Source organism: Periweissella ghanensis (assembly GCF_918814755.1).
Lineage (GTDB): Bacteria > Bacillota > Bacilli > Lactobacillales > Lactobacillaceae > Periweissella > Periweissella ghanensis.
The window spans coordinates 1-21,340 of sequence record NZ_CAKKNT010000009.1; the positions used below are offsets into that span (position 1 = coordinate 1).

The 21,340-nt window shown below is 38.4% G+C and carries 24 protein-coding genes; 3 read left to right on the plus strand and 21 right to left on the minus strand.

What is annotated here, in order from left to right:
* Positions 1–106 precede the first annotated feature (106 nt).
* The 4 genes from LQZ76_RS04215 to LQZ76_RS04230 all read right to left on the minus strand — a co-directional run bounded on the left by LQZ76_RS04215 (position 107) and on the right by LQZ76_RS04230 (position 2,837).
* The gene (locus LQZ76_RS04215; RefSeq protein ID WP_230098519.1) at positions 107–613 is read right to left on the minus strand and encodes a competence protein CoiA; all 507 of its coding nucleotides are present in this window, start codon (positions 611–613) and stop codon (positions 107–109) included.
* A gap of 84 nt (positions 614–697) precedes the next feature.
* The gene (locus LQZ76_RS04220) at positions 698–1,429 is read right to left on the minus strand and encodes an adaptor protein MecA (RefSeq protein WP_230098520.1); all 732 of its coding nucleotides are present in this window, start codon (positions 1,427–1,429) and stop codon (positions 698–700) included.
* Positions 1,430–1,561: 132 nt separating this feature from the next.
* A complete protein-coding gene (spx, locus tag LQZ76_RS04225) occupies positions 1,562–1,966 on the minus strand; it encodes a transcriptional regulator Spx (RefSeq protein ID WP_230098521.1) in 405 nt (134 codons plus the stop codon).
* A 130-nt stretch (positions 1,967–2,096) separates the two neighbouring features.
* Entirely contained in the window at positions 2,097–2,837 is a 741-nt protein-coding gene (locus LQZ76_RS04230) for an MBL fold metallo-hydrolase (protein WP_230098522.1), read from the minus strand.
* 74 nt (positions 2,838–2,911) lie between these two features.
* Here LQZ76_RS04230 and LQZ76_RS04235 point away from each other — a divergent pair, with 74 nt between their 5' ends.
* The gene (locus tag LQZ76_RS04235; RefSeq protein WP_230098523.1) at positions 2,912–3,412 is read left to right on the plus strand and encodes a hypothetical protein; all 501 of its coding nucleotides are present in this window, start codon (positions 2,912–2,914) and stop codon (positions 3,410–3,412) included.
* A gap of 44 nt (positions 3,413–3,456) precedes the next feature.
* On the opposite strand, the gene LQZ76_RS04240 is transcribed toward LQZ76_RS04235, so the two are convergent.
* The 8 genes from LQZ76_RS04240 to LQZ76_RS04275 form a co-directional block, all read right to left on the minus strand.
* Positions 3,457–5,169: a proline--tRNA ligase gene (locus tag LQZ76_RS04240; protein ID WP_230098524.1), complete on the minus strand. Its 1,713-nt coding sequence runs from the start codon at positions 5,167–5,169 to the stop codon at positions 3,457–3,459.
* 24 nt (positions 5,170–5,193) lie between these two features.
* A complete protein-coding gene (gene rseP / locus LQZ76_RS04245; protein WP_230098525.1) occupies positions 5,194–6,480 on the minus strand; it encodes an RIP metalloprotease RseP in 1,287 nt (428 codons plus the stop codon).
* Positions 6,481–6,499: 19 nt separating this feature from the next.
* Positions 6,500–7,297 (minus strand): phosphatidate cytidylyltransferase, encoded by a 798-nt coding sequence (locus tag LQZ76_RS04250; protein WP_230098526.1) that lies wholly within the window; start codon positions 7,295–7,297, stop codon positions 6,500–6,502.
* 15 nt (positions 7,298–7,312) lie between these two features.
* The gene (gene uppS / locus LQZ76_RS04255) at positions 7,313–8,086 is read right to left on the minus strand and encodes an undecaprenyl pyrophosphate synthase (RefSeq protein WP_290368166.1); all 774 of its coding nucleotides are present in this window, start codon (positions 8,084–8,086) and stop codon (positions 7,313–7,315) included.
* A 93-nt stretch (positions 8,087–8,179) separates the two neighbouring features.
* Positions 8,180–10,003 (minus strand): Stk1 family PASTA domain-containing Ser/Thr kinase, encoded by a 1,824-nt coding sequence (pknB, locus tag LQZ76_RS04260; protein WP_230098527.1) that lies wholly within the window; start codon positions 10,001–10,003, stop codon positions 8,180–8,182.
* A 2-nt stretch (positions 10,004–10,005) separates the two neighbouring features.
* Positions 10,006–10,746 carry a Stp1/IreP family PP2C-type Ser/Thr phosphatase gene (locus LQZ76_RS04265; protein WP_230098528.1) on the minus strand — a complete coding sequence of 247 codons (741 nt, stop codon included), beginning with the start codon at positions 10,744–10,746 and terminating at the stop codon, positions 10,006–10,008.
* Positions 10,747–10,918: 172 nt separating this feature from the next.
* Positions 10,919–11,419 (minus strand): hypothetical protein, encoded by a 501-nt coding sequence (locus tag LQZ76_RS04270; protein WP_230098529.1) that lies wholly within the window; start codon positions 11,417–11,419, stop codon positions 10,919–10,921.
* Between the two features lie 39 nt (positions 11,420–11,458).
* Complete coding sequence (locus LQZ76_RS04275) at positions 11,459–11,860, minus strand: DUF948 domain-containing protein (protein ID WP_230098530.1); 402 nt, start codon at positions 11,858–11,860, stop codon at positions 11,459–11,461.
* A gap of 183 nt (positions 11,861–12,043) precedes the next feature.
* Between LQZ76_RS04275 and LQZ76_RS04280 the strand changes: the two genes are divergently transcribed.
* On the plus strand, positions 12,044–12,562 hold the full coding sequence (locus tag LQZ76_RS04280; protein WP_230098531.1) for a hypothetical protein: 519 nt from the start codon (positions 12,044–12,046) through the stop codon (positions 12,560–12,562).
* Positions 12,563–12,678: 116 nt separating this feature from the next.
* Here LQZ76_RS04280 and LQZ76_RS04285 read toward each other — a convergent pair whose 3' ends face one another.
* Positions 12,679–14,046, minus strand: coding sequence for an RsmF rRNA methyltransferase first C-terminal domain-containing protein (locus LQZ76_RS04285; protein WP_230098532.1), 1,368 nt, complete (start codon positions 14,044–14,046; stop codon positions 12,679–12,681).
* A gap of 106 nt (positions 14,047–14,152) precedes the next feature.
* On the opposite strand from LQZ76_RS04285, the gene LQZ76_RS04290 reads away from it, so the two are divergent.
* A complete protein-coding gene (locus tag LQZ76_RS04290) occupies positions 14,153–15,289 on the plus strand; it encodes an ArgE/DapE family deacylase (protein WP_230098533.1) in 1,137 nt (378 codons plus the stop codon).
* 77 nt (positions 15,290–15,366) lie between these two features.
* Here the strand turns inward: LQZ76_RS04290 and rbsK are convergent, their stop codons facing one another.
* The 8 genes from rbsK to mutM form a co-directional block, all read right to left on the minus strand.
* A complete protein-coding gene (gene rbsK / locus LQZ76_RS04295) occupies positions 15,367–16,296 on the minus strand; it encodes a ribokinase (RefSeq protein ID WP_230098534.1) in 930 nt (309 codons plus the stop codon).
* Positions 16,297–16,382: 86 nt separating this feature from the next.
* Positions 16,383–16,895 carry a hypothetical protein gene (locus tag LQZ76_RS04300; protein WP_230098535.1) on the minus strand — a complete coding sequence of 171 codons (513 nt, stop codon included), beginning with the start codon at positions 16,893–16,895 and terminating at the stop codon, positions 16,383–16,385.
* Positions 16,896–16,897: 2 nt separating this feature from the next.
* Positions 16,898–17,881 (minus strand): hypothetical protein, encoded by a 984-nt coding sequence (locus tag LQZ76_RS04305; RefSeq protein WP_230098536.1) that lies wholly within the window; start codon positions 17,879–17,881, stop codon positions 16,898–16,900.
* A complete protein-coding gene (locus LQZ76_RS04310; RefSeq protein ID WP_230098537.1) occupies positions 17,874–18,746 on the minus strand; it encodes a DUF3450 domain-containing protein in 873 nt (290 codons plus the stop codon). Before LQZ76_RS04310 ends, LQZ76_RS04305 begins: the two co-directional genes overlap by 8 nt.
* 189 nt (positions 18,747–18,935) lie before the next feature.
* Positions 18,936–19,181 carry a DNA-directed RNA polymerase subunit omega gene (rpoZ, locus tag LQZ76_RS04315; RefSeq protein WP_230098538.1) on the minus strand — a complete coding sequence of 82 codons (246 nt, stop codon included), beginning with the start codon at positions 19,179–19,181 and terminating at the stop codon, positions 18,936–18,938.
* Positions 19,178–19,798, minus strand: a complete 621-nt coding sequence (gene gmk, locus LQZ76_RS04320; protein ID WP_230098539.1) for a guanylate kinase — start codon at positions 19,796–19,798, stop codon at positions 19,178–19,180. The genes rpoZ and gmk overlap by 4 nt, the downstream gene beginning before the upstream one ends.
* A 74-nt stretch (positions 19,799–19,872) precedes the next feature.
* Positions 19,873–20,472, minus strand: a complete 600-nt coding sequence (gene coaE / locus LQZ76_RS04325; protein WP_230098540.1) for a dephospho-CoA kinase — start codon at positions 20,470–20,472, stop codon at positions 19,873–19,875.
* Positions 20,473–20,490: 18 nt separating this feature from the next.
* Positions 20,491–21,324: a bifunctional DNA-formamidopyrimidine glycosylase/DNA-(apurinic or apyrimidinic site) lyase gene (gene mutM / locus LQZ76_RS04330; RefSeq protein ID WP_230098541.1), complete on the minus strand. Its 834-nt coding sequence runs from the start codon at positions 21,322–21,324 to the stop codon at positions 20,491–20,493.
* Between the last annotated feature and the right edge of the window lie 16 nt (positions 21,325–21,340).

Genomic DNA, 21,340 nt, shown 5'->3' on the forward strand with positions numbered 1-21,340 from the left:
ATTAAAATTAAATACTCTTAATTTTAATTGATTGAGGTGGCTCAATGTTATTGATTATTTTTGGTATACATTTATTGACTAAAAATGGCTCACTTTAGTTTAGCAGTCACAAGTTATATTGCAAAAAAAATTTTTGCGTGTGGGTATTATAAAAAATTAAATAATTTCCTTTAAATTTTGCAATCAGTTGCTTACTGACTTTAGTTTGTTGATATTTAGGACCTAATAACCAAATAACCTCATAACCAAGAGTTTGATACGCCTGTGTCCGTTGCCTAACTTGATTTGAGCTAATCGGACTGCATTGGTATTCTAAAATAAATTTGTGCTCTTGATACGTTAAAACGACATCGGCGCGTTGCTTGGTAGCTTGAAAAATCACCTCTACTTGGGCTGGACCTAATTGACTAGCCAATTGATACAATTGCATTTTGCCTAATAAATGCTCATTGGATTCCGCTTCACTTTCATATGCACATTGCTTATTAACATGGGCAAAATGGGCCACATTGATCGCACCTTGTCTTAAGCGAACCTCAGCCCCACAACCTGGACAATGAAAACTTTGCTGACGGCGGCTAATTTTGTCAGCACGCACTAATTTACGCCCCATTAAAGCATACAACATACCTATACCTGACCTTTTATTTAGTAATTTACGGCCGTTAGTAAAAAATGGCACAAAAAAAGCGTATTGCTACGCTTTAAAATAGTATCGTAATAACTCAATGGCCACATCTTTCATAATGTGTTCACCTTGTTCAACTAACATTGGCTTGGTTACATTACGCGCCACATCAGCATAATCAAGGACATATGACATGGTTTTGGCAACTTTAGCTGAAATCGCATTTTCATATTCAAAATCTAATGTTAGATAATAGTGATCATTATATTTAAATAAATCACTTACCGCTTCATCGAACACAAAATTTTGTGCTAATAAAATTAAATCGTTAAAATCGTTGAAAACAAACACCGGTGAATAAATCCCTTTTTCAACGCTACGACGGACTTCATGTTCATTTGCAGCCGCAATATGGCTCAATTCAGCAAACAAGTTATCATCTGCTTCATCATCAGCACTGAAATCTAAGGCACTTTCGAGTTCAAATGTATCATCATCAGCCGAGAAAAATTTCTTTTGCGCTTCTAAGTTTCGTGAAACCACAAAGGATTGTAAGCCATTTTCATCATCGGTATTACTTAAGAAAATTTGCATTTGATTTTTTTCTTCAAATTGAATAGCAACTTGTTTAATGTCAAATTGTTGATTCTCTTCATCTAAGTCCCTGAAAATGGCTTCAAAAATCGTTTCCATCTCAACTTCACCACGTACAATTTCAACGATACTGATACCATACTTAATTAAATCATCTCCTGCAAGAGTGATTTGTAAAACATGTTCACTTAGGCGGGAACATTTCATATTATCACTACCTTTCGCCCGGTTTATCACTATATTATATTAAAAATCCGGGTAAGTATAAAGTAAAAAAGTTACAGCACTCGGCTATCAAGACCAAATACTGTAACTTTTTATTATACTTAATTAATTTGGTTAAGCCATTCGATCTAAAAGTTGTGCTTGGAATAGTTCTTCCTTACGTACATGACGTGGTAAGAACAAACGAATTTCATCTTCGTTATATCCAACTTGAAGACGCCGATCATCTAACATAATTGGCCGCTTTAGAATTGCTGGATTTGCTTGAATCAAGTCTACTAAAGCACTAAGTGTTAAATCATCAATCTTAATTTTAAGGTCAGTAAACACCTTTGAACGAGTCGAAATAATTTCTTCCGTTCCTTCCTCAGTCAATCGAAGAATCCCCTTAATTTCTTCTTTTGATAAAGGTTGTTTGAAGATATTGCGTTCTACGAATTCAATATCATGCTCCACTAACCAACTACGTGCCTTCCGACAAGATGTACAACTTGATGAACTATATAATGTTACTACCATAAGATTACCCCCCCATTTTGTTTAATCTCAATGTAACTATTAATAACTTAAGCCCATTATAATCGCTAAACTAATGAATTGTAAACCTTATTAGTAATATTTTTTTAAATGTTTATTGGGCTTACATGAATCAAATTTCACATATTAAGCCTTCTTGGGCAATCGTTAACCTAATGTCTGGGGTTAATGCCGCAACAACTTCACGTTTTAAGGCATCGATGTCCCCAAATGGAGGTAAATGCGTTAAAATCACATTTTTCACATGCCCAGTATTTGCAAGCATTGCTGTTTCGGTTGTTGTTAAATGCCAACGGGGGTTAGGTTGATTAGCTAAGAAATTTGTATCGGCTAACAAGACATCGGCCCCCGCAATAAAATCATTTAAACCATCAAACAACGTAGTGTCAGCAGTATACACTAATTCATGGCAATTACCGGCTTCTTTTATCCGAACAGCATACGTTTCAACGGGATGTTTTGTTTTAAAAAATGTTAATGTGAATGGCCCAATTTGCATTGGTTTTGTCACATCAAGTGCTCGTTTAACGGTTGACGCCGGCCAATCTAATTTATCAAAATTTTCTGGTTGTTGATTACTAGCATAGATTGGTAAGATTGGGACTTTTTTAGGCCCCGGTGCTAACTGCCAAAAATGTTGTAAAACCCCAACATCAGCAACGTGATCAGCATGAAAATGGGTCAATAATACTGCATCAAGTTGGAGGGGTGATAAAACTTTTTGTAACGCCAATAACGCCCCACTACCGCAATCAATTAATAAATTAAATCCTTGGCTTTGCAACAAAAATGCACTAGTAGCTTGCCCTTTAGCTGGATAACCACCGCAAGCTCCAATTACTGTTAATTTCATTTTAACCTCTTTCTTCTCTTTTGATAAATTTTAGACTATACTTAAGATGCATATAATTCATAGGGGGATTTAACATGCTTAAACAAGTTTATGTGACGTATGGGTCAAAAGAAATTCTTAAAAATATTACCGCTGAATTTCCAGACCACAAATTTGTAACGTTAGCGCCAAATGGTGCTGACACTTCGAACCTCCAATTACTTGATATTACCGGAACCGATAATATTTTTAAGTCTGGCGTTGGCTATGACGTTAAAAATTCCTGTGGTGACATCAATTGGCATGGGTTCTTTAATTATAACTATCTTACCATTTACCCAGAATATTTAAATCTCTTTGAACGCCGTATTAATAGTTGGTTTTCAGGTCCTAAAGCTGATGGCCTTAGTGCCGTCTACCTTTTAAAGCGTAGTCAAAGCGATAATAATAACTATGTTGTTTTAACTGTTTGGAATGGCCCACAATATTATCAACGTTGGAAAGCTGACGATAGCTACTTCTTTGCACCATATGCTAATATTACAACCCATAATTTTCATGAAAGCAACTACGAATTCCGCAATATTACCGGTTAAACAAATAAAAAACGTCTGAAAATTTCAGACGTTTTTTATTTGTTTTATTTTGCAGATGACTTAAGTAAAATTTCAATTGTTTGTTGAATTTCTTCAACGCGAACCTCAATTGTTTCACCAGTCTTACGTAATTTAACTTCAACGATATTTTCATTAGCTTTTTTACCAACAGTAACCCGAATTGGTAAGCCAATTAAATCAGAATCCGCAAATTTTACTCCTGGTCGTTCCTTACGATCATCAACTAATACTTCAAAACCAGCACCAACTAATGTGTTTTCAACCGTGGTTGCCACTCGTTGTTGATCTTCATCATTGTTGTTAATTGGTACAATGTGAATATCATATGGGGCAATTGCAGCTGGCCAAACAAGACCATTTTCATCGGCTTGTTGTTCGGCAATTGCTGAAAGCAAACGTGAAACTCCAATACCGTAACAACCCATAATAATATCTTTTTGACGACCATTTTCATCAAGAACTTGGGCGCCTAAGGCTTTTGAGTAACGCGTTCCTAATTTGAAGATGTGTCCAATTTCAATCCCCTTAGTAAATACCAAGTGACCCTTACCCTCAGGATCAAGATTACCTTCCTTAGCAATCCGAATATCAAGAACATCATTTGCTTGGTAATCATGGCCGTAATTAACATTTGTAAAGTGGAAGCCATCTTTATTAGCTCCGGCCACCCCATTAACAATATCTTGTACGAATTCATCCGCGATTATACGAACATCTTCACTAACGCCAACCGGACCAAGAGAACCAAATTTAGCTCCCAAATATTTTTGCGTATCTTCTTCAGTTGCTAATTCTAAGGAATCAGCATTTAAGAAGTTCTTCAACTTAACATCATTAACTTCATAATCACCACGAACAAGGGCTATCACGGGTTGTTCATCAGCAATAAAGACGACTGTTTTGATAATTTGTGTTGGGGCAACATTCAAAAAGGCTGCCACTTCTTCAATGGTGTGGGCATCCGGTGTTGGGACTTCTTCTTTAGCATTTTGCACATCAAGTGCTTTATTGCTGCGGTAGTAGTCCTTGGCCATTTCAAGGTTAGCTGCGTAATCACTGGCATCTGAGTAAGCAATAATATCTTCCCCTGCTGCGGCAACGGCAGAAAATTCCTTAGAATCTTTACCACCCATAGCACCACCGTCACCAACAATAACCCGGTAGTCCAAGCCAACACGGTCAAAGATATTTACATAGGCACCTTCCATGGCACGGTATGTCTTATCAAGTCCCATTTCATCACTGGCAAATGAGTACGCATCCTTCATGATAAATTCACGACCGCGTAACAAACCAGAACGTGGACGACTTTCATCACGGTATTTAGGTTGAATTTGGTAAAGTGATAATGGTAAGCGTTTATATGACTTAATATCATCACGGATTAATTGCGTGAATGTTTCTTCATGGGTTGGTCCCAAAATGAAGTCTCGATCATGCCGGTCTTTTAACCGGAATAAATTTGCACCATACGTTTCATAACGTCCAGATTCACGCCATAAATCGGCTGGTAAAACAACTGGCGTCATCATTTCGATGGCATCAATTGCTTCCATTTCTTGCCGAATAATCGCATTAATTTTGTTAATCACACGTTGTGCCAATGGCAAGTAGGCGTACATTCCGGCCGTAACTTGACGGATGTATCCCCCCCGAATCATCATTTGATGTGAAATAACTTCCGCATCAGCTGGCGTTTCCTTAACAGTTGGAATAAAAACTTTGGATTGTTTCATATAAACAATACCCCTTAACTTAATTTATTTAATAAAATAACGAATTACATCGTTAAAAGTAACAGCTAACATTAATAACATCAAGAAAATAAACCCTGCAATCTGCACCATATTTTCTTTGTCTTCTGAGAGTGGTTTACGACGAATCGCTTCAACCAAATTTAATAACAATTTACCACCATCTAAAGCCGGAATCGGTAATAAATTAACAATTCCAATATTAATACTTAAGAAGGCTAAGAGTAATAAGACGGAAATGAAGCCTGCTTTCGCTGCTTGTTCAGTATTAGCAAAAATTGCCACGGGGCCACCGAGTTTATTTAAACTAAAGCCCCCATGGAATAAATTAGCTAAGGCATGTAAGACATTAGCTGCCGTTGTATATGCGCCAGTAAAGCCATACAATAACCGATCGCCAACGCCACGTTTAATAACCTGTTCCACCCCAATTTGACCAAATTTTTGACCATTACTGTGGACTGTGGCGGGGGTTAATGTCAGGCTTTTCGTTGTTGACCCTTGTTTGACAACTAACGCCGTTGCTTTACCGGGGCGACTTTGTAACATGGTTTGCAATTCAGTCCAATTTTTTACTGGGTGATTAGCAACTTTGACAATGGTGTCGCCATCTTTTAAGCCGGCTTTTTGTGCCACTGAATTTTCAACCACATGGCCTAACGTCGTGGTATTACTTGGTACAAACCCTTGCATTAAGCCGATAATTGCAAAAACTACCACCGCCAAAATAAAGTTATTCAAAGAACCAGCAAAGTTTATTAACGCCCGTTGCCATAATTTAGCTGATTGAAATTGCACATCTTTTGGCGCAATTTGTACTTCAGTCCCATCGGGTTCAATAATTGTCGCGTCATGATTAACAGCAAAGGTTTTAATTTCACTTTCATCACCATTTTCGTAACCTTTAATCCATAAACCATCAACTAAGTCGACTTCACTAATTTGCACAGGAATCCCTTGAAATAAAGTTTGCTTCTTTTGACTTGCATTTAAGCGAATCACTTGGTTAGCATCATTCATTTGGATGGTAACCATCGTCCCAGGTTGCAGTTCATCACTTTCATCTTCCTGAGCACCGGCCATCCGTACGTACCCACCGACTGGTAAAATCCGAATTGTATAACTTGTGGTTCCCCGCCGAAATGCGACTAATTTAGGACCCATCCCGATTGAAAATTCACGCACTAACACTCCTGATTTCTTAGCGAAGAAAAAGTGACCTAATTCATGAACAAAAACTAAAATTCCAAAAACAAAGATAAACGTAATAATCGTTAAAAGTGTATTCTGCAAATTTTTTTCCTCTTTCGGTTTAGTAAATTACCCCTAAAAGATAAAGCACCGGCAACACAATTAGAAGACTATCAAAGCGATCTAAAATCCCACCGTGACCTGGCAAAATTTTCCCAGAGTCTTTAACGTTATAGAAGCGTTTTAAGGCTGATTCAATCAAATCACCAAATTGTCCGGCCACAGATGCTAAGGCCGCAATAATAAGCATGACTGTCCAATCATATGCTTGTGGGAAAAATTTTAAATAAATTGCCGAAACAATAATCGAAATGACCGTTCCACCAATCGAACCTTCCCAGGTTTTGTTAGGACTAATACGGGGTGCTAACTTAGTTTTACCAATTTTTCGGCCTACCAAGTAAGCTCCTGAATCAGTAACCCAAACAATTAACAATGCAAAGAATAAGGTTGCCAATCCACCTGGCATATTACGCGCAGTAATGAAGAAGTGGAAGCCAAAACCGATATAAAAAACCGATAAAATAATTACCGCTGCATCATCAAAAGTAAAATGATTTTTACTAACAACCGTGTGGGCTAACATCAATAAAATAAAGATGTATAGTAAAGTTTGTTGTTGCAACAGCAATGGTGTTTTAGCAGGCCAGTAATAACTTGGTAGTACCGCCACAATTACCGCTAAATTACTAAGAATTGCTTCAAAAGAAATCAAAAGCTTTTTACGCATCACTAAGATTTCATTTACTGCTACAAGCCCTAATAAGACCACCAAAATTTCTAGCGGAATGCCCCCAATAAATAATAAGGGTACAAAGACTAATAACGCGACAATCGCTGTTATTACACGAGTTTTCATAAAATTCTCCTAAATCTATTTCTTTAAACCACCAAAGCGACGGTTTCGTTGTTGATACTCTGCTAAGGCTTGTTTAAAGCTTGTTTCATCCATATCTGGCCAATGTGTATCTAAAAAGACAAATTCACTATAAGCCACTTGCCATAGCAAGAAATTACTGATGCGAATTTCACCACTTGTTCGAATCACCACATCCGGATCTTGATATTCACCAAGCTTAGCTGTCATCATTGACTGACTAACCAAATCCGTGGTAATTGCTTCAACTGGGAGCGTCCCATTTTGAACTTTAGTCGCAATTTCTTGGACTGCCGTGACAATTTCAGCACGACCACCGTAGTTCAAGGCAAAATTTAACACCATGCCCGTATTATTTTTAGTTTGTTCAATCGCGTTTTCAACTGCTACGCGTGTCGCACTTGGTAATTGATCAATGTAGCCAATTACTTCAACGCGCACATTGTTTTCAATTAATTCCGGTACAAAGGTATCAAAAAATTTAATCGGTAACCCCATCAAATAACTAACTTCAGTTTCCGGACGTTTCCAATTTTCCGTTGAAAAAGCGTATAAAGTTAATACTTTAATCCCTAAATCACTTGCGAGTTTTGTTACTTTTTTGACAGTATTCATGCCCTCTTTGTGGCCTGCAATACGCGGCAAATGCCGTTGTTGTGCCCAACGACCGTTCCCATCCATTATGATGGCAACGTGTTCAGGAATATGGTCTAAATCCAATTCCCATTCAGCTGTTGCTGTTTCGTTATTTTTTTTCCAAAATGAAACCACGTCACACCTCCATGTGCTACTAAACTTAAATTTTACCATAAAATAGGTGCATTTCGCACATTCGATCAAAGGTTTAGCCCTTTGCTAAGCATCTTACTTAGTTGAACTGCTACTTTTCTTTACCGGACTTTGACTACTTGATGACGTCATTTGCGAACTACTTGAAGGTGTTACGCTTGCTTGGTTTGATGAACTCGAAGTTGAGCTAGCCGTACTTGAGTCATCTTTGGCCTTTTCATCGCTACCGCTTGAAACAGTCACTTGCATGGTTTCACCAACGGTGACGGTTTGCCCCGCTGGTATTGTTTGCGAAATTACTTTACCCGTGGCAACAGTATCTGAACTAGTCGTATTAGGTTGTAAAATTTTAATCCCATTTTGGTTCGCCCAATTATAAAATACCGTTACATCTTGATTCGTAAAATCAGGAACAATCACCGTCTGTGGACCTGAACTAACAGTGAACGTTACCGTGGTACTTTCAGGATCAACTTTACTATCAGCATTGATACTTTGACTAATGATTTGACCTGACGGTACATCAGTTGATGATTGTGATTTTTGTTGGACATCAAATCCTTTTAATGTTAACGATTTGGATACATCATCAAACATTTCACCGGTATAATCTCCGAAACGTTGCAATTTTTTACCACTCGAAATCACTAAATTAATCGTTGTGCCCCGTCGCACGATACTTTTGGCACTCGGATCAGAATTAATAACATCCCCACTATCAACATTCGCCGATGATGCTTTAGTAATTGCTCCGACCTTTAAACCGTCATGTTGGATTAAGGCAACCGCAGTAGCCTGACTCTTGTTAACAAGATTAGGCACCACCACATTATCATGGCGCATCATTGCAAATGCACCGCCAATACCACCTAAAATGATTACAATTAAAGCAATCCATAACCAACGTTTACGGCCTTTTTTAGGTGTTTTTTCCGGTTCATCTGGGACCACATTTTCAGCTTCATGGCTATTATCTGGCGTCTTATTTTGCCGGGCTGCTTGAATTTCACTAATCGGAATCAACCGTGTTTCATCGTTATCAATTTTTGACGGTACAAAACGCGGTTCCATAATTCGTGATGCGTCTAGTGACGTTCGTAAATCAATCAGCATCGCGTCAACTGAAGAATAGCGTTCAGCTGGGTCTTTAGCCGTTGCTTTGAGCACGACATTTTCTAATGCTTGCGGAATACTATCATCAAAATCGCGGACTAATGGAATTTGACTTTGCGAATGTTGTAACGCAATTGCAACGGCATTTTCACCAGCAAAGGGAACCTTGCCAACTAAAATTTCATACAAAATTATTCCTAATGAGTAGACATCTGATTTATCTGTCGCCATTCCCCCGCGGGTTTGTTCCGGTGATAAATAGTGAACTGACCCAAAAATAGTATTAGTTTGTGTCATCCCCAATTCCGAGTTAGTCATAGCAATGCCAAAATCAGAAATTTTGGCATTCCCTTGGTTATCAATCAAAATATTTTGTGGTTTTAAGTCACGATGAATGATCCCGGCCTTGTGGGCTTCACTTACCGCGGATAAAACTTGTTTTAAAATTTTTATAACTTGTTGTAATGGAATCGGGAAGTTTCGTTTGATATAGGTTTTTAAATCCATCCCATCAACATATTCCATTACTAAATATTGCATCCCGTCTTCTTCATCAAAGTCATAAACATCGACAATGTTTGGATGCGTTAACTCTGTGGCCGCCAAGGCTTCACGGCGAAAACGATTAATGGTTTTTTCATCATTTGACAGATCAAGCCGTAAAGTTTTAATTGAGACATCCCGATTTAAAATTAAATCGTGGGCTAAATAAACGTTAGCCATGCCCCCTTCGCCAAGCGTCCGCATAATGCGGTAGCGGCCTCCAATTAATTGATTTGGCATCATAATCAAATTACCTCTTCTTCACGTTCAATTAATAAAACGGTTATATTATCACGCCCACCAGCTGCGTTAGCATGCTCAATTAAGCTATCAACTCGCTCTTCTAACGAGATTTTTTTTTGTAAAATCATGGCAATTTGTTTATCACTGACAAATTTCGTCAAGCCATCCGTACTTAACATAACGACATCCCCAGCTTGGGCATGATATTTGATGACATCTAACATGGCATCATCATCAACCCCTAACCAACGGGTAATGACATTCCGATTTGGATGTAACTTAGCCGCTTCTTCTGAAATTTGGCCAGTCATTAATAGTTCATTAACTAACGAATGGTCAACTGTTAATTGTTTAAATTCGCCGTTATGTAAGATGTAACCACGTGAATCACCAATATTGGCAAACACCAATTCATCATCAAAAAGCATCACCGCAACCAAAGTTGTTGCCATCCCTTTTAAATCGTGAAACCGTTCTGATGCCTCTAAGATGGCCGAATTTTCAGCCTTCACTTGATTAATTAACCACTCGCGTGCGGCTAACGGCGTATCAATTTGGGATAATTCCCATTGATTACCAAGATGTAAGACGGCCATGGCTGATGCTACATCACCGGCCGCTTGACCACCAACACCATCAGCCACGACGGCAAACTTATACCCTAATTTATTAATAAAAGTTCCGACAAAATCTTGATTAGTTTTGCGTAACTTTCCGATATCAGATTTATAAGCAATTTTCATATTTCATCATGCTCCCAAATTAGTTTCCAGCATTAATTATAGCGAAATTTTATCATGCTTGAAATGTATAACTTCTCCTCATAGACTAGCTATGCTTTACAATTATAGCAAATTAGCACTAAAAAATGGTTGATTGCATAAACAATCAACCATTTCATAGTAAATATCGCAGTTATTTTTTTGGTGCTGCTGGTTTAGTTGGTTCCAATACTTCAACCTTAACATCGTCTTCTGTCTTAAAGGCGGCTTTGACATCTTCTGTCTTTGGTAAAGTTGCCTTATCAGCAACATCTTCAGCAGTTAAATCTAAGTCAATGTCATCATTTTCATCGTCAGTAGCCTCTTCATCTTTACCACTGAGTTTTTCTTTGACGTCACTAACTACACCTTGCGCTTTTTCCTTAGCTTTTTCAGCCAATTCTTGTGACTTAGCAACTAAATCACTATAGTGATCATCTTCATCTTTGCGCTTTTGAATTTGATCACGCATGTCTTCCACAATATCTGTAGCATAGTATGCATAATCAATGGCGCTATCACGCATACCATCGATTTTTTCACGTGCATCTTTAATTAATTTTTCTTGTTTTTGTGGTGTTAACGCCTTAAATGCGGCAAAAGCTGCTGCCCCACCAATTGCTAATCCAGTTAAAAGACCTAATTTTTTTCCCATATTTACTTCCTCCATTGACAAAAATTAACGTAATTTAGCTTACTTACTTTTTTTGTTTGTGCGGTGATTACGGTAACTTTGGAATGCTGATTTGGAAATCTTTGATGCGATTGCTAAGCCAGCAAAGCCCTTCGTATTAGCGCCCACGGTTGATACGCGCGTTGTTAAATTACGTGTTGCGTCATTCAAACTTGAAACTGATTCGCCTAAATCCCCAACCGCTTTAAATGCCGGGTCAATCGTCTTAACCTTACCATTAACATCAGTCAATAATTCATTAGCATTTGCTAAAATTTCTTCCACTTCCCGTGAAATTTGATCAACGTCCCCAGTTACGATACCAATACTTTTAGTTAGACGGAGTAAAAAGACACCAATAAATGCTACTAAGATTAAGAAAGCAATTGCCGCAATTAAACCCGCGATTTGCCCACCTGTCATATTGTTTCCTCCAAACCATTGTTATTATTAGAAGTTTAACATTGAATTTATAATGTTTCAATTAATTACATCAATTATCATCAATTCCTAGTCTTGATACTAATTAAACGATATTATAGTTGACCTCGTGTGTAGTTTGTCTATAATTATTACTGATTAAATAAAACAGAATAGGTTAATAATATGCTTGTCATTCATAGTTCAAAACTTTTAGGAACCCACGTTAAGGTGCCTAAAGATTTACAAATCCCCGCCGAAACACCCAATTTAATTAATTGGCATGCTGATTTTTTCATGTTAAATGGTAGTTTTTACTATATCTTGGTTAATGATGCTAATCCAGATGAAACCATCGCACTTTTTAGCCCCACTCCTCTACATTATAGTCAATTGGCGCAAAGTGCTGCCGAACGAATTGCCCGTTTTTATGCCCAAACGCAAAATAAAATGGCCTTTGATAACTTCCAAGCAAGTGCCAAAGAAATCATTATTCTTCCTGACACCAACAAGCAAAATTTTGTATTAGTGGAAGAAAAGATTAAAGCGCTTAAAAAGCAGTTAAAGGCGCAAGCTAAAGCTAATCCAGTACCATTACAATCAGCAGCCTCTGGTAGAGTTACACCAAATGTTGATAAGCATGCCCGTAAATTTTACGGTGGTTTAATGACCCATGCAGTCCACAAAAACACTAAAGGCCGTTAATAGTATTACCTTTACAGGCTATTTGTAAAGACAATAATAACCCCCTTGAAGCTAGCTTCAAGGGGGTTATTTAATGCACTTCTCGATTATGCCCGACCGTTTGTCACACTTACTTGCTAAGCTTGTTCACGATAAATAAAGCGTAACCCTTTCGGGTAGTAATTTTTCAACGTTTGGCCGACAACCTTGGCAAAACCAAACCCATTGCCATTGATAACAACCTGATACCAACCATTCCCATTTGTTGGTGCGCTTGCTAACATCACCGTATCCCCATGGACATATTTAACCCAATCTTCTTTGGTAATTGTCACATGGTGCTTAACTTCATTTGGTTGTAACGTAAGGCCCAATGCTAAGCTTGGCTCAAACCGATTTTTCTTAAACGTGCCAAGGTGTAAACCTGGCCGCACAACACTTAACTTTTTAACGGTTAACATGCCCGTTGGTAAGCAATATAATTGATCACCAAAAGTTAACAACGTGCCCTCAAGTGACGTTACTAAATTATCGTTTGCAAAGGCTTGCCATTGTTTAAGCTGGTCTGTCGTTAAATTTGATTGCTCAAGGGTTTGCTTCACTGGCTCAACATCTTGGGCACGCCATTTTAATTTAGCGACGAAATGCCCTTCACCATTGAAGTGATTTGGAAAAATCCGTGCCGTTTTACTTAGGTCTGGATTACCATTAGCCCATTCAGGGCGACCATCATCGATTCCGGCCGGTTTATCAATTGGTAAAATTGAAAATTCAGGATAAGTATCTAATAACCACGCAATCATCTGCTCATTTTCTTCTGGTGCAAACGTACATGTTGAGTAAATTAATTCTGCTTCGGGTTTTAGCATTTTTACGGCATCAGCTAGAATTTCCCGTTGTAAGCTCGCACATTTAGCTGGATAATCGGCATCCCAATATTGCATTGCATCGGGATCTTTACGAAACATTCCTTCACCTGAACACGGTGCATCGACGACAATTTTATCAAAAAATTGCGGTAGTTGCTTACTTAAGCGTGCTGGTGATTCATTGGTAACAACCGTATTTTTGGTCCCAAATCGTTCAATATTTTCTGCTAAAATTTGTGACCGCTTCTTAATAATTTCATTGGCCACTAGTAAGCCTGATTGTTGTAAATAACTTGCTAAGTGGGTTGCTTTACCGCCAGGAGCAGCTGAAAGATCCAAAACAAATTCATCGGGTTTGGGATGGGCCACCTCACCAACAAACATTGCACTCGGTTCTTGCGAATACACTAACCCTGCCGTGTGATCAATTGAATGCCCGTACACTTTACCAATATGGCCAAAGGGACTGTAATTAAGCCGACCGTCATCGGGAGTGTCCGCAAGCTCTTGATTCGCTTTTAACGGATTAATCCGATACGCCTTTTTAACTGGTGTATCAAAAGCCGCAAAAAAACTCGGCGCTTCATCTTTCAATAATGTTGTATATTTTTCAATAAAGGCAAGCGGTAATTCCATTCTGTTTCTCCTATTTTCCTAATGGTGTCTTTTTTAGTTTGCACATTTAATTAACTTAGAATATCATTAGAGTATTATTAATTTATTCTAACAAGAGGTAATTGCTATGCATGATGCGATTTTATTGTTGCAAAAAATCATCCAGATTCCCACAACAAATGATTATGAAGAGCGCGTGGCACTCTTAATTCAATCAACCTTAGCTCAACATAATATCCCTGCCAAAATAATTAACTATGCCCCTAATCGTAGTAATTTGATTGCTGAAATTGGTAATCCAGATGCTCCCAATGTCCTTGGTTTAACGGGCCATTTAGATGTTGTCTTACCTGGTAATCTTGCTGATTGGCATTATCCACCGTTTGCTGCTCAAATTGATGGTACGCGCCTGTATGGGCGTGGTGCAGCCGATATGAAATCGGGGGTCGTTGCGATGGTCTATGCCTTGATTGGGCTAGCATCCCATCAAGCTGATTTAAACGGGCGCGTTCGGCTTATTTTAACCATTGGTGAAGAAAATGGTGCCCAAGGAGCCCATCAATTAACTGCCCTCCATTACGCCGATGACTTAACTGGCTTAATTGTTGGTGAACCAACCGATGGCCAAATTGTCTACGCCCATAAAGGCTCTTTTAACTATACCGTCACTGCCAAAGGTAAACAAGTTCATTCATCAACCCCAGAATTGGGGATTAATGCTATTAATGGGCTTGTGGCCTTTGCTAATCGTGAAGCCCATCTCTTTGATGATGCTCCCGTGGATGAAGTTTTAGGTTCATTAGCCCATAGTATCACGGTTTTTCACGGTGGTGAACAAATTAATAATATTCCAGCTGACGCCTATTTACGTGGTAACATTCGGCCGATTCCAACATTTGATAATCAAGCCGTGACCCAACGATTAACAGATGCGGTTAATCAATTAAACACCGACCATGGTGCTCACTTGGAATTAGCCATTGATAACAGCTTTATGCCCGTCAAAACCGCTTTACAATCACCTTTAATTACTGCGGCCCAAACTGCTATTACTAAAATTTGGCAACATCCTAGTGACTTAACGGTATTTGCTGGGGCTACCGATGCTTCAGAGTTTGTCTTAGCCCCCAACCAATTTGAAACGATTCTCTTAGGACCAGGCCCATTTAGTATTGCCCACCAAGTTGATGAATATGTTGAACTATCACAATTTGAGGCGATGATTACCATCTATCAACAAATAGCCTATCAATTCTTACAATAAACGTTAATATAGAAAGGGACGAACTTAATTAAGTTCGTCCCTTTTTATATTAAATGAACTTAGCGTTAAGTACTTACTTAAACGTCTTTTTCGATAGCCGCTTGAACTTGAGCAAGCTTAGGAATTGATGGTAGTGCCCCAGCGCCTTGAACGGTAATTGATGACGCGCGATTTGAAAACTTAACGGCATCACCGATATTACTTAGATTCAATTCTAGTTGTGAAGCTAAGGTACCGATAAAAGTATCTCCAGCTGCCGTCGTATCAATGGCGTTAACCTTAAAGGCCGGTACGAAGCCTGCCCCATTAACCGTACTGTAGTATGCTCCTCGAGCACCGACAGTAATAATTAAATTTTGGACACCTAATTCACGGAATTTACGCGCATTCGCTTCCATTGAAGCCTCATCAGTTACTGCAATACCAGAAATAGTTTCGGCTTCCGTTTCATTAGGCACAATTAAATCTGTTAAACCAAGTAATTCTGGTTGGATATCAGTTTTGGCTGGTGCGGGATTAAGAATTGTAAAGACGCCATTTTGTTTTGCCATTTCAAAAGCTTTTAAAGTCACTTCTAATGGTGTTTCAAATTGGGCCACTAAGACATCACAATTAATAATGGCATCTTCGGCACTTTGAACATCCGCCACTGATAATGATTGGTTCGCCCCACCATGAATCAAAATCGTGTTGCTACCATCTTTTTCAAGCATGATAAATGCTGAACCAGTACCGATTTCTGCGTGTGTTTTAATATTTGTAATATCAACATTGTCTGCTTTCATCGCATCCAACATCATTTGACCATTTTGATCATTTCCAACGGCACCAACAAATGTAGTAGCTGCATTCATGCGTGCAGCCGCAATTGCTTGATTGGCACCCTTGCCACCAGGGGCTGTGGTGGCATCATACATTGCCATGGTTTCACCTTGCTTTGGTAACCGATCAATATGCATGATAGTATCAGCATTCAAACTACCTAATACTGTAATTTTACGTGTCATTCCTTGACCCCTCCGTATTAAAATAAACTTTATTTCAGCATACCATATATTCACGCTGGATTCCGCAAATATATTTACAACATCTTTTAATTTATTTCATCGATTAAAAGATTAAAGCATTCATTAAAATGGCCCATAATAGCATCGGGTGCCAATTCTAATTCAACTAACCCTAATTTTAAATAAGACTTGAGTAAATGCTTATAATCTTCTTGGCTATGGCGTAAATAACAATTCCACGCCATCGTCTTTAAGCCTAAATAGTGGTTATGCAGATTGCCATGCGGAAATTTACTCAATTTCTCGATATCAGCTGCTTCAATAACTACTAGGTGCATCCATTGTTCAATTTGGGCCAACCATAAAATACTATCTAAACCTTGGACATAATCATCTAAAAGTTTGTTTTGATCCACATTTAGGTTTTCATCCCAAAATTTAAACCAACCCGCAGTATCCGCCACGCGTCCTAAGCTAACATCCAAATTTTCGTAGCTTATTTTACGTAAATCATCACCCCGAAACCGCATCCCGCGGACATTGGGTAATTCTCGATGATATTGACGTGACAACCGTAATAATTCATTCGTATCTAACATCTTTAGATACTCCGTGGTTGTAAAACTTCGACTTTTACTTCATCCGCTACCATAGTTGGTTGGGCCGGTTGAATTTCTAAGACTTCACGATTTTCAAGGTACCACCGTTGAATGAATGGGAAATTAACTAAAACATTCAATAATGATGCCTTACCTTGAGCATCAAGGACTTCAAAATGCCAATATTTACTTAACTGGCGATTATCTTCACTTTGTAAGAACCGTAATTCTAACTCATCGGTCAATACTAAGCGGGCCCCAAAACCACTTTCAACTGGTTGCATTAAAACATTGGCTGGTGCCGATGCAATAAATAATTTATCTAGAATTTGACTTGGTAATTCCGCACTAACCGTTTGATAACGATATTCATTATTAGTTTCCAAGATACTGTAATCAATTTCAAATTCAAGATTTTTAGCCAAGATAGCCGCAAAGTCAAGTAAGACATTAATCACTTGATCACTTTCAGCCGGTAAAATCTGTGTCGTTGGTTGCACCATAAAGAAATCAATAATGTCTTTACTATTAAACGTCAACTTGCGGGCCGCAAAATCTAAATAAAAGAGCTGCTTATCAGATTCAATTTCCGTGAAATAAGCCCCACTGCGGGTTGCTTCACTAAATTGATAACGGACTTTAGTACCAGTTCCTGCTAAGAACACTCCTAATTCTTCATGATCGGGAGCACTCGCTAAGCTAAAATCAGTCACTTGGTTAATTTCTAGCAAGCGAGTGGTAAATAATAAAAACCAATCCGCAGTACTATATTGGTGTGGAAATTGAACTTGGTTAGAGCCAAGGCGCAACTTCATTAATCCTTGAATGGCCTGCAAAAGTTCACTGGGTGAAGTTGTTTGTAATACTGTACTTAAAAGTTCCGTAAATTCAAAGCCAGCTTGTAAACTTTGCTTGATTTCATTATTATAATTCGTCAAACTTTGGCTTGGTAAAACCCCAGCAGGTAAATTTGTTTGCTTACTCATAGTCGCCAAATGCCCCCTTTTCTTCCTTGGCAATCAAGGTTGCTAAATATGCGGTGTAAAGGTGAGCCACTGCGGTTTCAAAGGCTTCAAAATCACCAAATTTTTCCATGATACTCTTATGTTCATAACTTAAAATTGTGTCTTCTTTTGAATAGAATAAGATTTGATCATTATTTTCAATAATTTGGGTCCGCGCATTTTTAGCTTCTTCATCTTGAATTTGGAGTTCTTCAAGGTGTGCCACTAATTCATCACGTTGTTCTTTTAGCTTACCGTTAGCAAACAAGCCTTGACGGGCATTGGTAACTTCGTCAATTTGAGCTCGTAAACTACCTTTTTGCATATCACGTTGACTTTGGCCATCGACTAGTTGTTGTAAATGTTCATTTTGCTTAGTCAAGTTGGTAATTTTTTCAGTATTTAAGCGTTGGTTGTCCTTTGATAGCGCAACTGAATCGGTTAATTTTTGATATTCGGTCGTATCAAAAACAAATTTAACGTCCAAGACATCAAGATACCCAAAACTGCGGCGATCCCACCAATTTCCAAAGTAAATTTGGTAAACACCTTCATCAATTTCTTTGTAATAAAAGAATGGGAAGGCAACTGATAAATATGCAATTAATTTATTAGCAAGTAAGTGGCTTAATTGTGGTTTTAAATTGGCCACCATTTCTGCTAAATCATCATTGCTTTGGCCTGGTTGTTGTAACACTTGCGTTTGATATTTTTTACGCGCAAGTAATTCAAATACTAAGCGATCGTCTTGCACAAGAATCGCTTGTCGAAGATCAGATAAGTACCCTAGCTTCTCATCAAGTTTGCCGATTAACTCGGGATTTGTCGTTTTTGCATTTTCTACCATACTATTCACGCCCCATTTATATTGATAACTCTATTCTACCAATAATTCACTGATTTGTTCGTTTGAATGTAATAAATTTAGTAATTTTTCGCTGATTAATAGTTTTAATTCATTTAATCTTTAAAAATCACGGCTTAAACAAAAAAACCAAAGGAGCTAACTCCCTTGGTTTTTTAATAATATTTAAAATTACTTGAAACCATTCTTACGCAATTTAGCGGCTTCGGCAATGGCATCAGTTCCTGGTTCGATAATCACATCACCAGCTTCAATTTCTTCAAGTGCTTGACCAATTGATTTAACGGAATCAAAGTGATCTAAAGTTGGCTTAGCACCAGCTTCAAGTTCGTGAGCACGTTTTGAAGCTAATGAAATTAACTTGTAACGTGAATCAACATTTTCTAATAATTTATCAACAGATGGGTATAAAATCATCGTTCTAATTCTCCAATCATTTCTGTGTATTCTGGCATCACACGGTTAACGCTTAAGTGTTCGGCACGAATAATATCTTTGATTCGTTCAACTGCCAACGGTACTTCGTCGTTAACAACCGCGTAGTCATAATTTTGCATCATTTTAATTTCCGTGATTGCTGTTTCAATACGCTTATCAATCACTTCAATTGAATCGGTTCCCCGACCAACTAAACGGTTCTTTAATTCTTTTAAATCAGGTGGTGTTAAGAAAATATAAACCCCATCTGGCATCTTTTCACGAACTTGCATCGCTCCTTGAACTTCAATTTCTAAAAAGACGTCATAACCTTCATCAAGTGTTTGGTTAATGTATTTTAAAGGTGTGCCATAGTAGTTGTCAACGTATTGCGCATATTCTAACATGCCACCATTGGCAATCTCAGCCTCAAATTCTGCCTTTGTGACAAAGTAATAATCTTCGCCGTTTACTTCACCCTCACGTGGTTGTCGTGTGGTCATTGATACTGAATAAACAAAATCATTATCACCTTGTTCAAAAATTGCCTTACGGACTGTCCCCTTACCTACACCAGATGGTCCAGATAAGACGATTAACATGCCGCGTTTAACCATTACGCATATCCTCCAATAAAATTGTCAATTAACTAAATATATTAGATTATAATACCACATCAAATTTAACTTTACTATGTCAAACTGTTGACAATCGCTAGTAAGTCATCAACTTGGCAATATGTTTGTGCCAAATCACCTTGATTATCAATCACATAATCCGCCCGACGCCGCTTTTCATCGATACTAATCTGGGCGGCAATCCGTTGTTGGGCGGCCGTGAGTGATAAATTATCGCGTAACTTTAAGCGGGTCAACTGGACCTCAGGACTGACATAAACCACTACCACAAAATCAACCGTATGCTCATAGTGGGCTTCAAATAAAGTTGGCGCATCCAAGCAAACGAGTGCTGTGCCCGCTGCTTGGTAAGCCGTGATTTTTTGCATAATGGCCGTTCGAATTGCTGGATCCATCAATTCATTTAACAGCTTTAATTCATTAGCATCATTAAAGACAATCTCCCCCAACGCCCGGCGATTTAATGTCCCGGTTGGTAGTAAAATTTCAGATCCAAAATGGGCCACTAAATGGGCTAATAACGGTTTATCGGGTGCGACGACTTCACGGGCAACAATATCCGCATCAATAATTGGAATTCCTTTTTGGGCCAAATATTGACTTACCGTTGATTTTCCAGATGCAATCCCACCTGTTAATCCCATAATTTTCATTGGCAGCCTCATTAATTTCTACGCATGAATTTGTTGACATTGTGGACAATAAGTAGTTCCGCGTTGGGCAACTTTCATTTTTTGCATTAGCGTTCCACAGCGTAAGCATGGTTCACCATTGCGGCCATAGGCTTGTAATTCATTTTGAAACGCCCCGGCTTCACCAAACGCATTCGTATATGAGTGCACCGTCGTCCCATGATGCTCAATGGCGCGTTTAATTTCACTAATGATATTGGCCCGTAATTCCGTAATTTCTGCCAACGTCACTGTATTAACTGGTTGTTCCGGATGGATTTTACTTTGCCATAAAACTTCATCAACATAAATATTTCCCAATCCAGCGAGATTACTTTGATCGAGTAAAAACGGTTTAATAATTTTACGCGATTTAGCCATAATTTCCACTAAATATTCGGTCGTTAGGTCATCTTCAGTTGGTTCTGGGCCCATTTTTTTAATTCCAGGGACCAATTGATTTTCCATCCCCGTTGGTACGAATTGCATCCGGCCAAATTTACGCGTATCCAAGTACCATAAATCCGTATCATGATCTAAATGAAAGACCACACAAACATGTTTTTCAGGTGGGATGCCCGCTGGGACCGTATTGTATTTACCTTCCATCCGTAAATGACTAACCAAAGTATAATCACCACTTAAGCGAAAAAGTAAAAATTTCCCTCGGCGGTCAATATCTTCAATTGTCCGATTAGCAAGGGCTTTAATAATTGCTGGCACATCCCCTTCAATTGTTTTGGGCCATAATAATTCAACAGCTTTAATTTGTCGTTTTTGAACTAAGTGTAATAGTCCTCGTCGTACAGTTTCGACTTCTGGTAATTCAGGCATCTGGTATCCTCATTCA

Coding starts and splice junctions, on each gene's coding strand:
- rpoZ (WP_230098538.1), bottom strand. CDS start 19,181: ATGATTTTATACCCATCTGTTGATAAATTATTAGAAAATGTTGATTCA.
- LQZ76_RS04280 (WP_230098531.1), top strand. CDS start 12,044: ATGCTTGTCATTCATAGTTCAAAACTTTTAGGAACCCACGTTAAGGTG.
- rbsK (WP_230098534.1), bottom strand. CDS start 16,296: ATGACACGTAAAATTACAGTATTAGGTAGTTTGAATGCTGATACTATC.
- LQZ76_RS04220 (WP_230098520.1), bottom strand. CDS start 1,429: ATGAAATGTTCCCGCCTAAGTGAACATGTTTTACAAATCACTCTTGCA.
- LQZ76_RS04250 (WP_230098526.1), bottom strand. CDS start 7,297: ATGAAAACTCGTGTAATAACAGCGATTGTCGCGTTATTAGTCTTTGTA.
- LQZ76_RS04290 (WP_230098533.1), top strand. CDS start 14,153: ATGCATGATGCGATTTTATTGTTGCAAAAAATCATCCAGATTCCCACA.
- LQZ76_RS04300 (WP_230098535.1), bottom strand. CDS start 16,895: ATGTTAGATACGAATGAATTATTACGGTTGTCACGTCAATATCATCGA.
- LQZ76_RS04305 (WP_230098536.1), bottom strand. CDS start 17,881: ATGAGTAAGCAAACAAATTTACCTGCTGGGGTTTTACCAAGCCAAAGT.
- LQZ76_RS04230 (WP_230098522.1), bottom strand. CDS start 2,837: ATGAAATTAACAGTAATTGGAGCTTGCGGTGGTTATCCAGCTAAAGGG.
- LQZ76_RS04275 (WP_230098530.1), bottom strand. CDS start 11,860: ATGACAGGTGGGCAAATCGCGGGTTTAATTGCGGCAATTGCTTTCTTA.
- pknB (WP_230098527.1), bottom strand. CDS start 10,003: ATGATGCCAAATCAATTAATTGGAGGCCGCTACCGCATTATGCGGACG.
- mutM (WP_230098541.1), bottom strand. CDS start 21,324: ATGCCTGAATTACCAGAAGTCGAAACTGTACGACGAGGACTATTACAC.
- LQZ76_RS04270 (WP_230098529.1), bottom strand. CDS start 11,419: ATGGGAAAAAAATTAGGTCTTTTAACTGGATTAGCAATTGGTGGGGCA.
- LQZ76_RS04215 (WP_230098519.1), bottom strand. CDS start 613: ATGGGGCGTAAATTAGTGCGTGCTGACAAAATTAGCCGCCGTCAGCAA.
- LQZ76_RS04285 (WP_230098532.1), bottom strand. CDS start 14,046: ATGGAATTACCGCTTGCCTTTATTGAAAAATATACAACATTATTGAAA.
- LQZ76_RS04310 (WP_230098537.1), bottom strand. CDS start 18,746: ATGGTAGAAAATGCAAAAACGACAAATCCCGAGTTAATCGGCAAACTT.
- LQZ76_RS04265 (WP_230098528.1), bottom strand. CDS start 10,746: ATGAAAATTGCTTATAAATCTGATATCGGAAAGTTACGCAAAACTAAT.
- spx (WP_230098521.1), bottom strand. CDS start 1,966: ATGGTAGTAACATTATATAGTTCATCAAGTTGTACATCTTGTCGGAAG.
- coaE (WP_230098540.1), bottom strand. CDS start 20,472: ATGAAAATTATGGGATTAACAGGTGGGATTGCATCTGGAAAATCAACG.
- gmk (WP_230098539.1), bottom strand. CDS start 19,798: ATGGTTAAACGCGGCATGTTAATCGTCTTATCTGGACCATCTGGTGTA.
- LQZ76_RS04235 (WP_230098523.1), top strand. CDS start 2,912: ATGCTTAAACAAGTTTATGTGACGTATGGGTCAAAAGAAATTCTTAAA.
- LQZ76_RS04240 (WP_230098524.1), bottom strand. CDS start 5,169: ATGAAACAATCCAAAGTTTTTATTCCAACTGTTAAGGAAACGCCAGCT.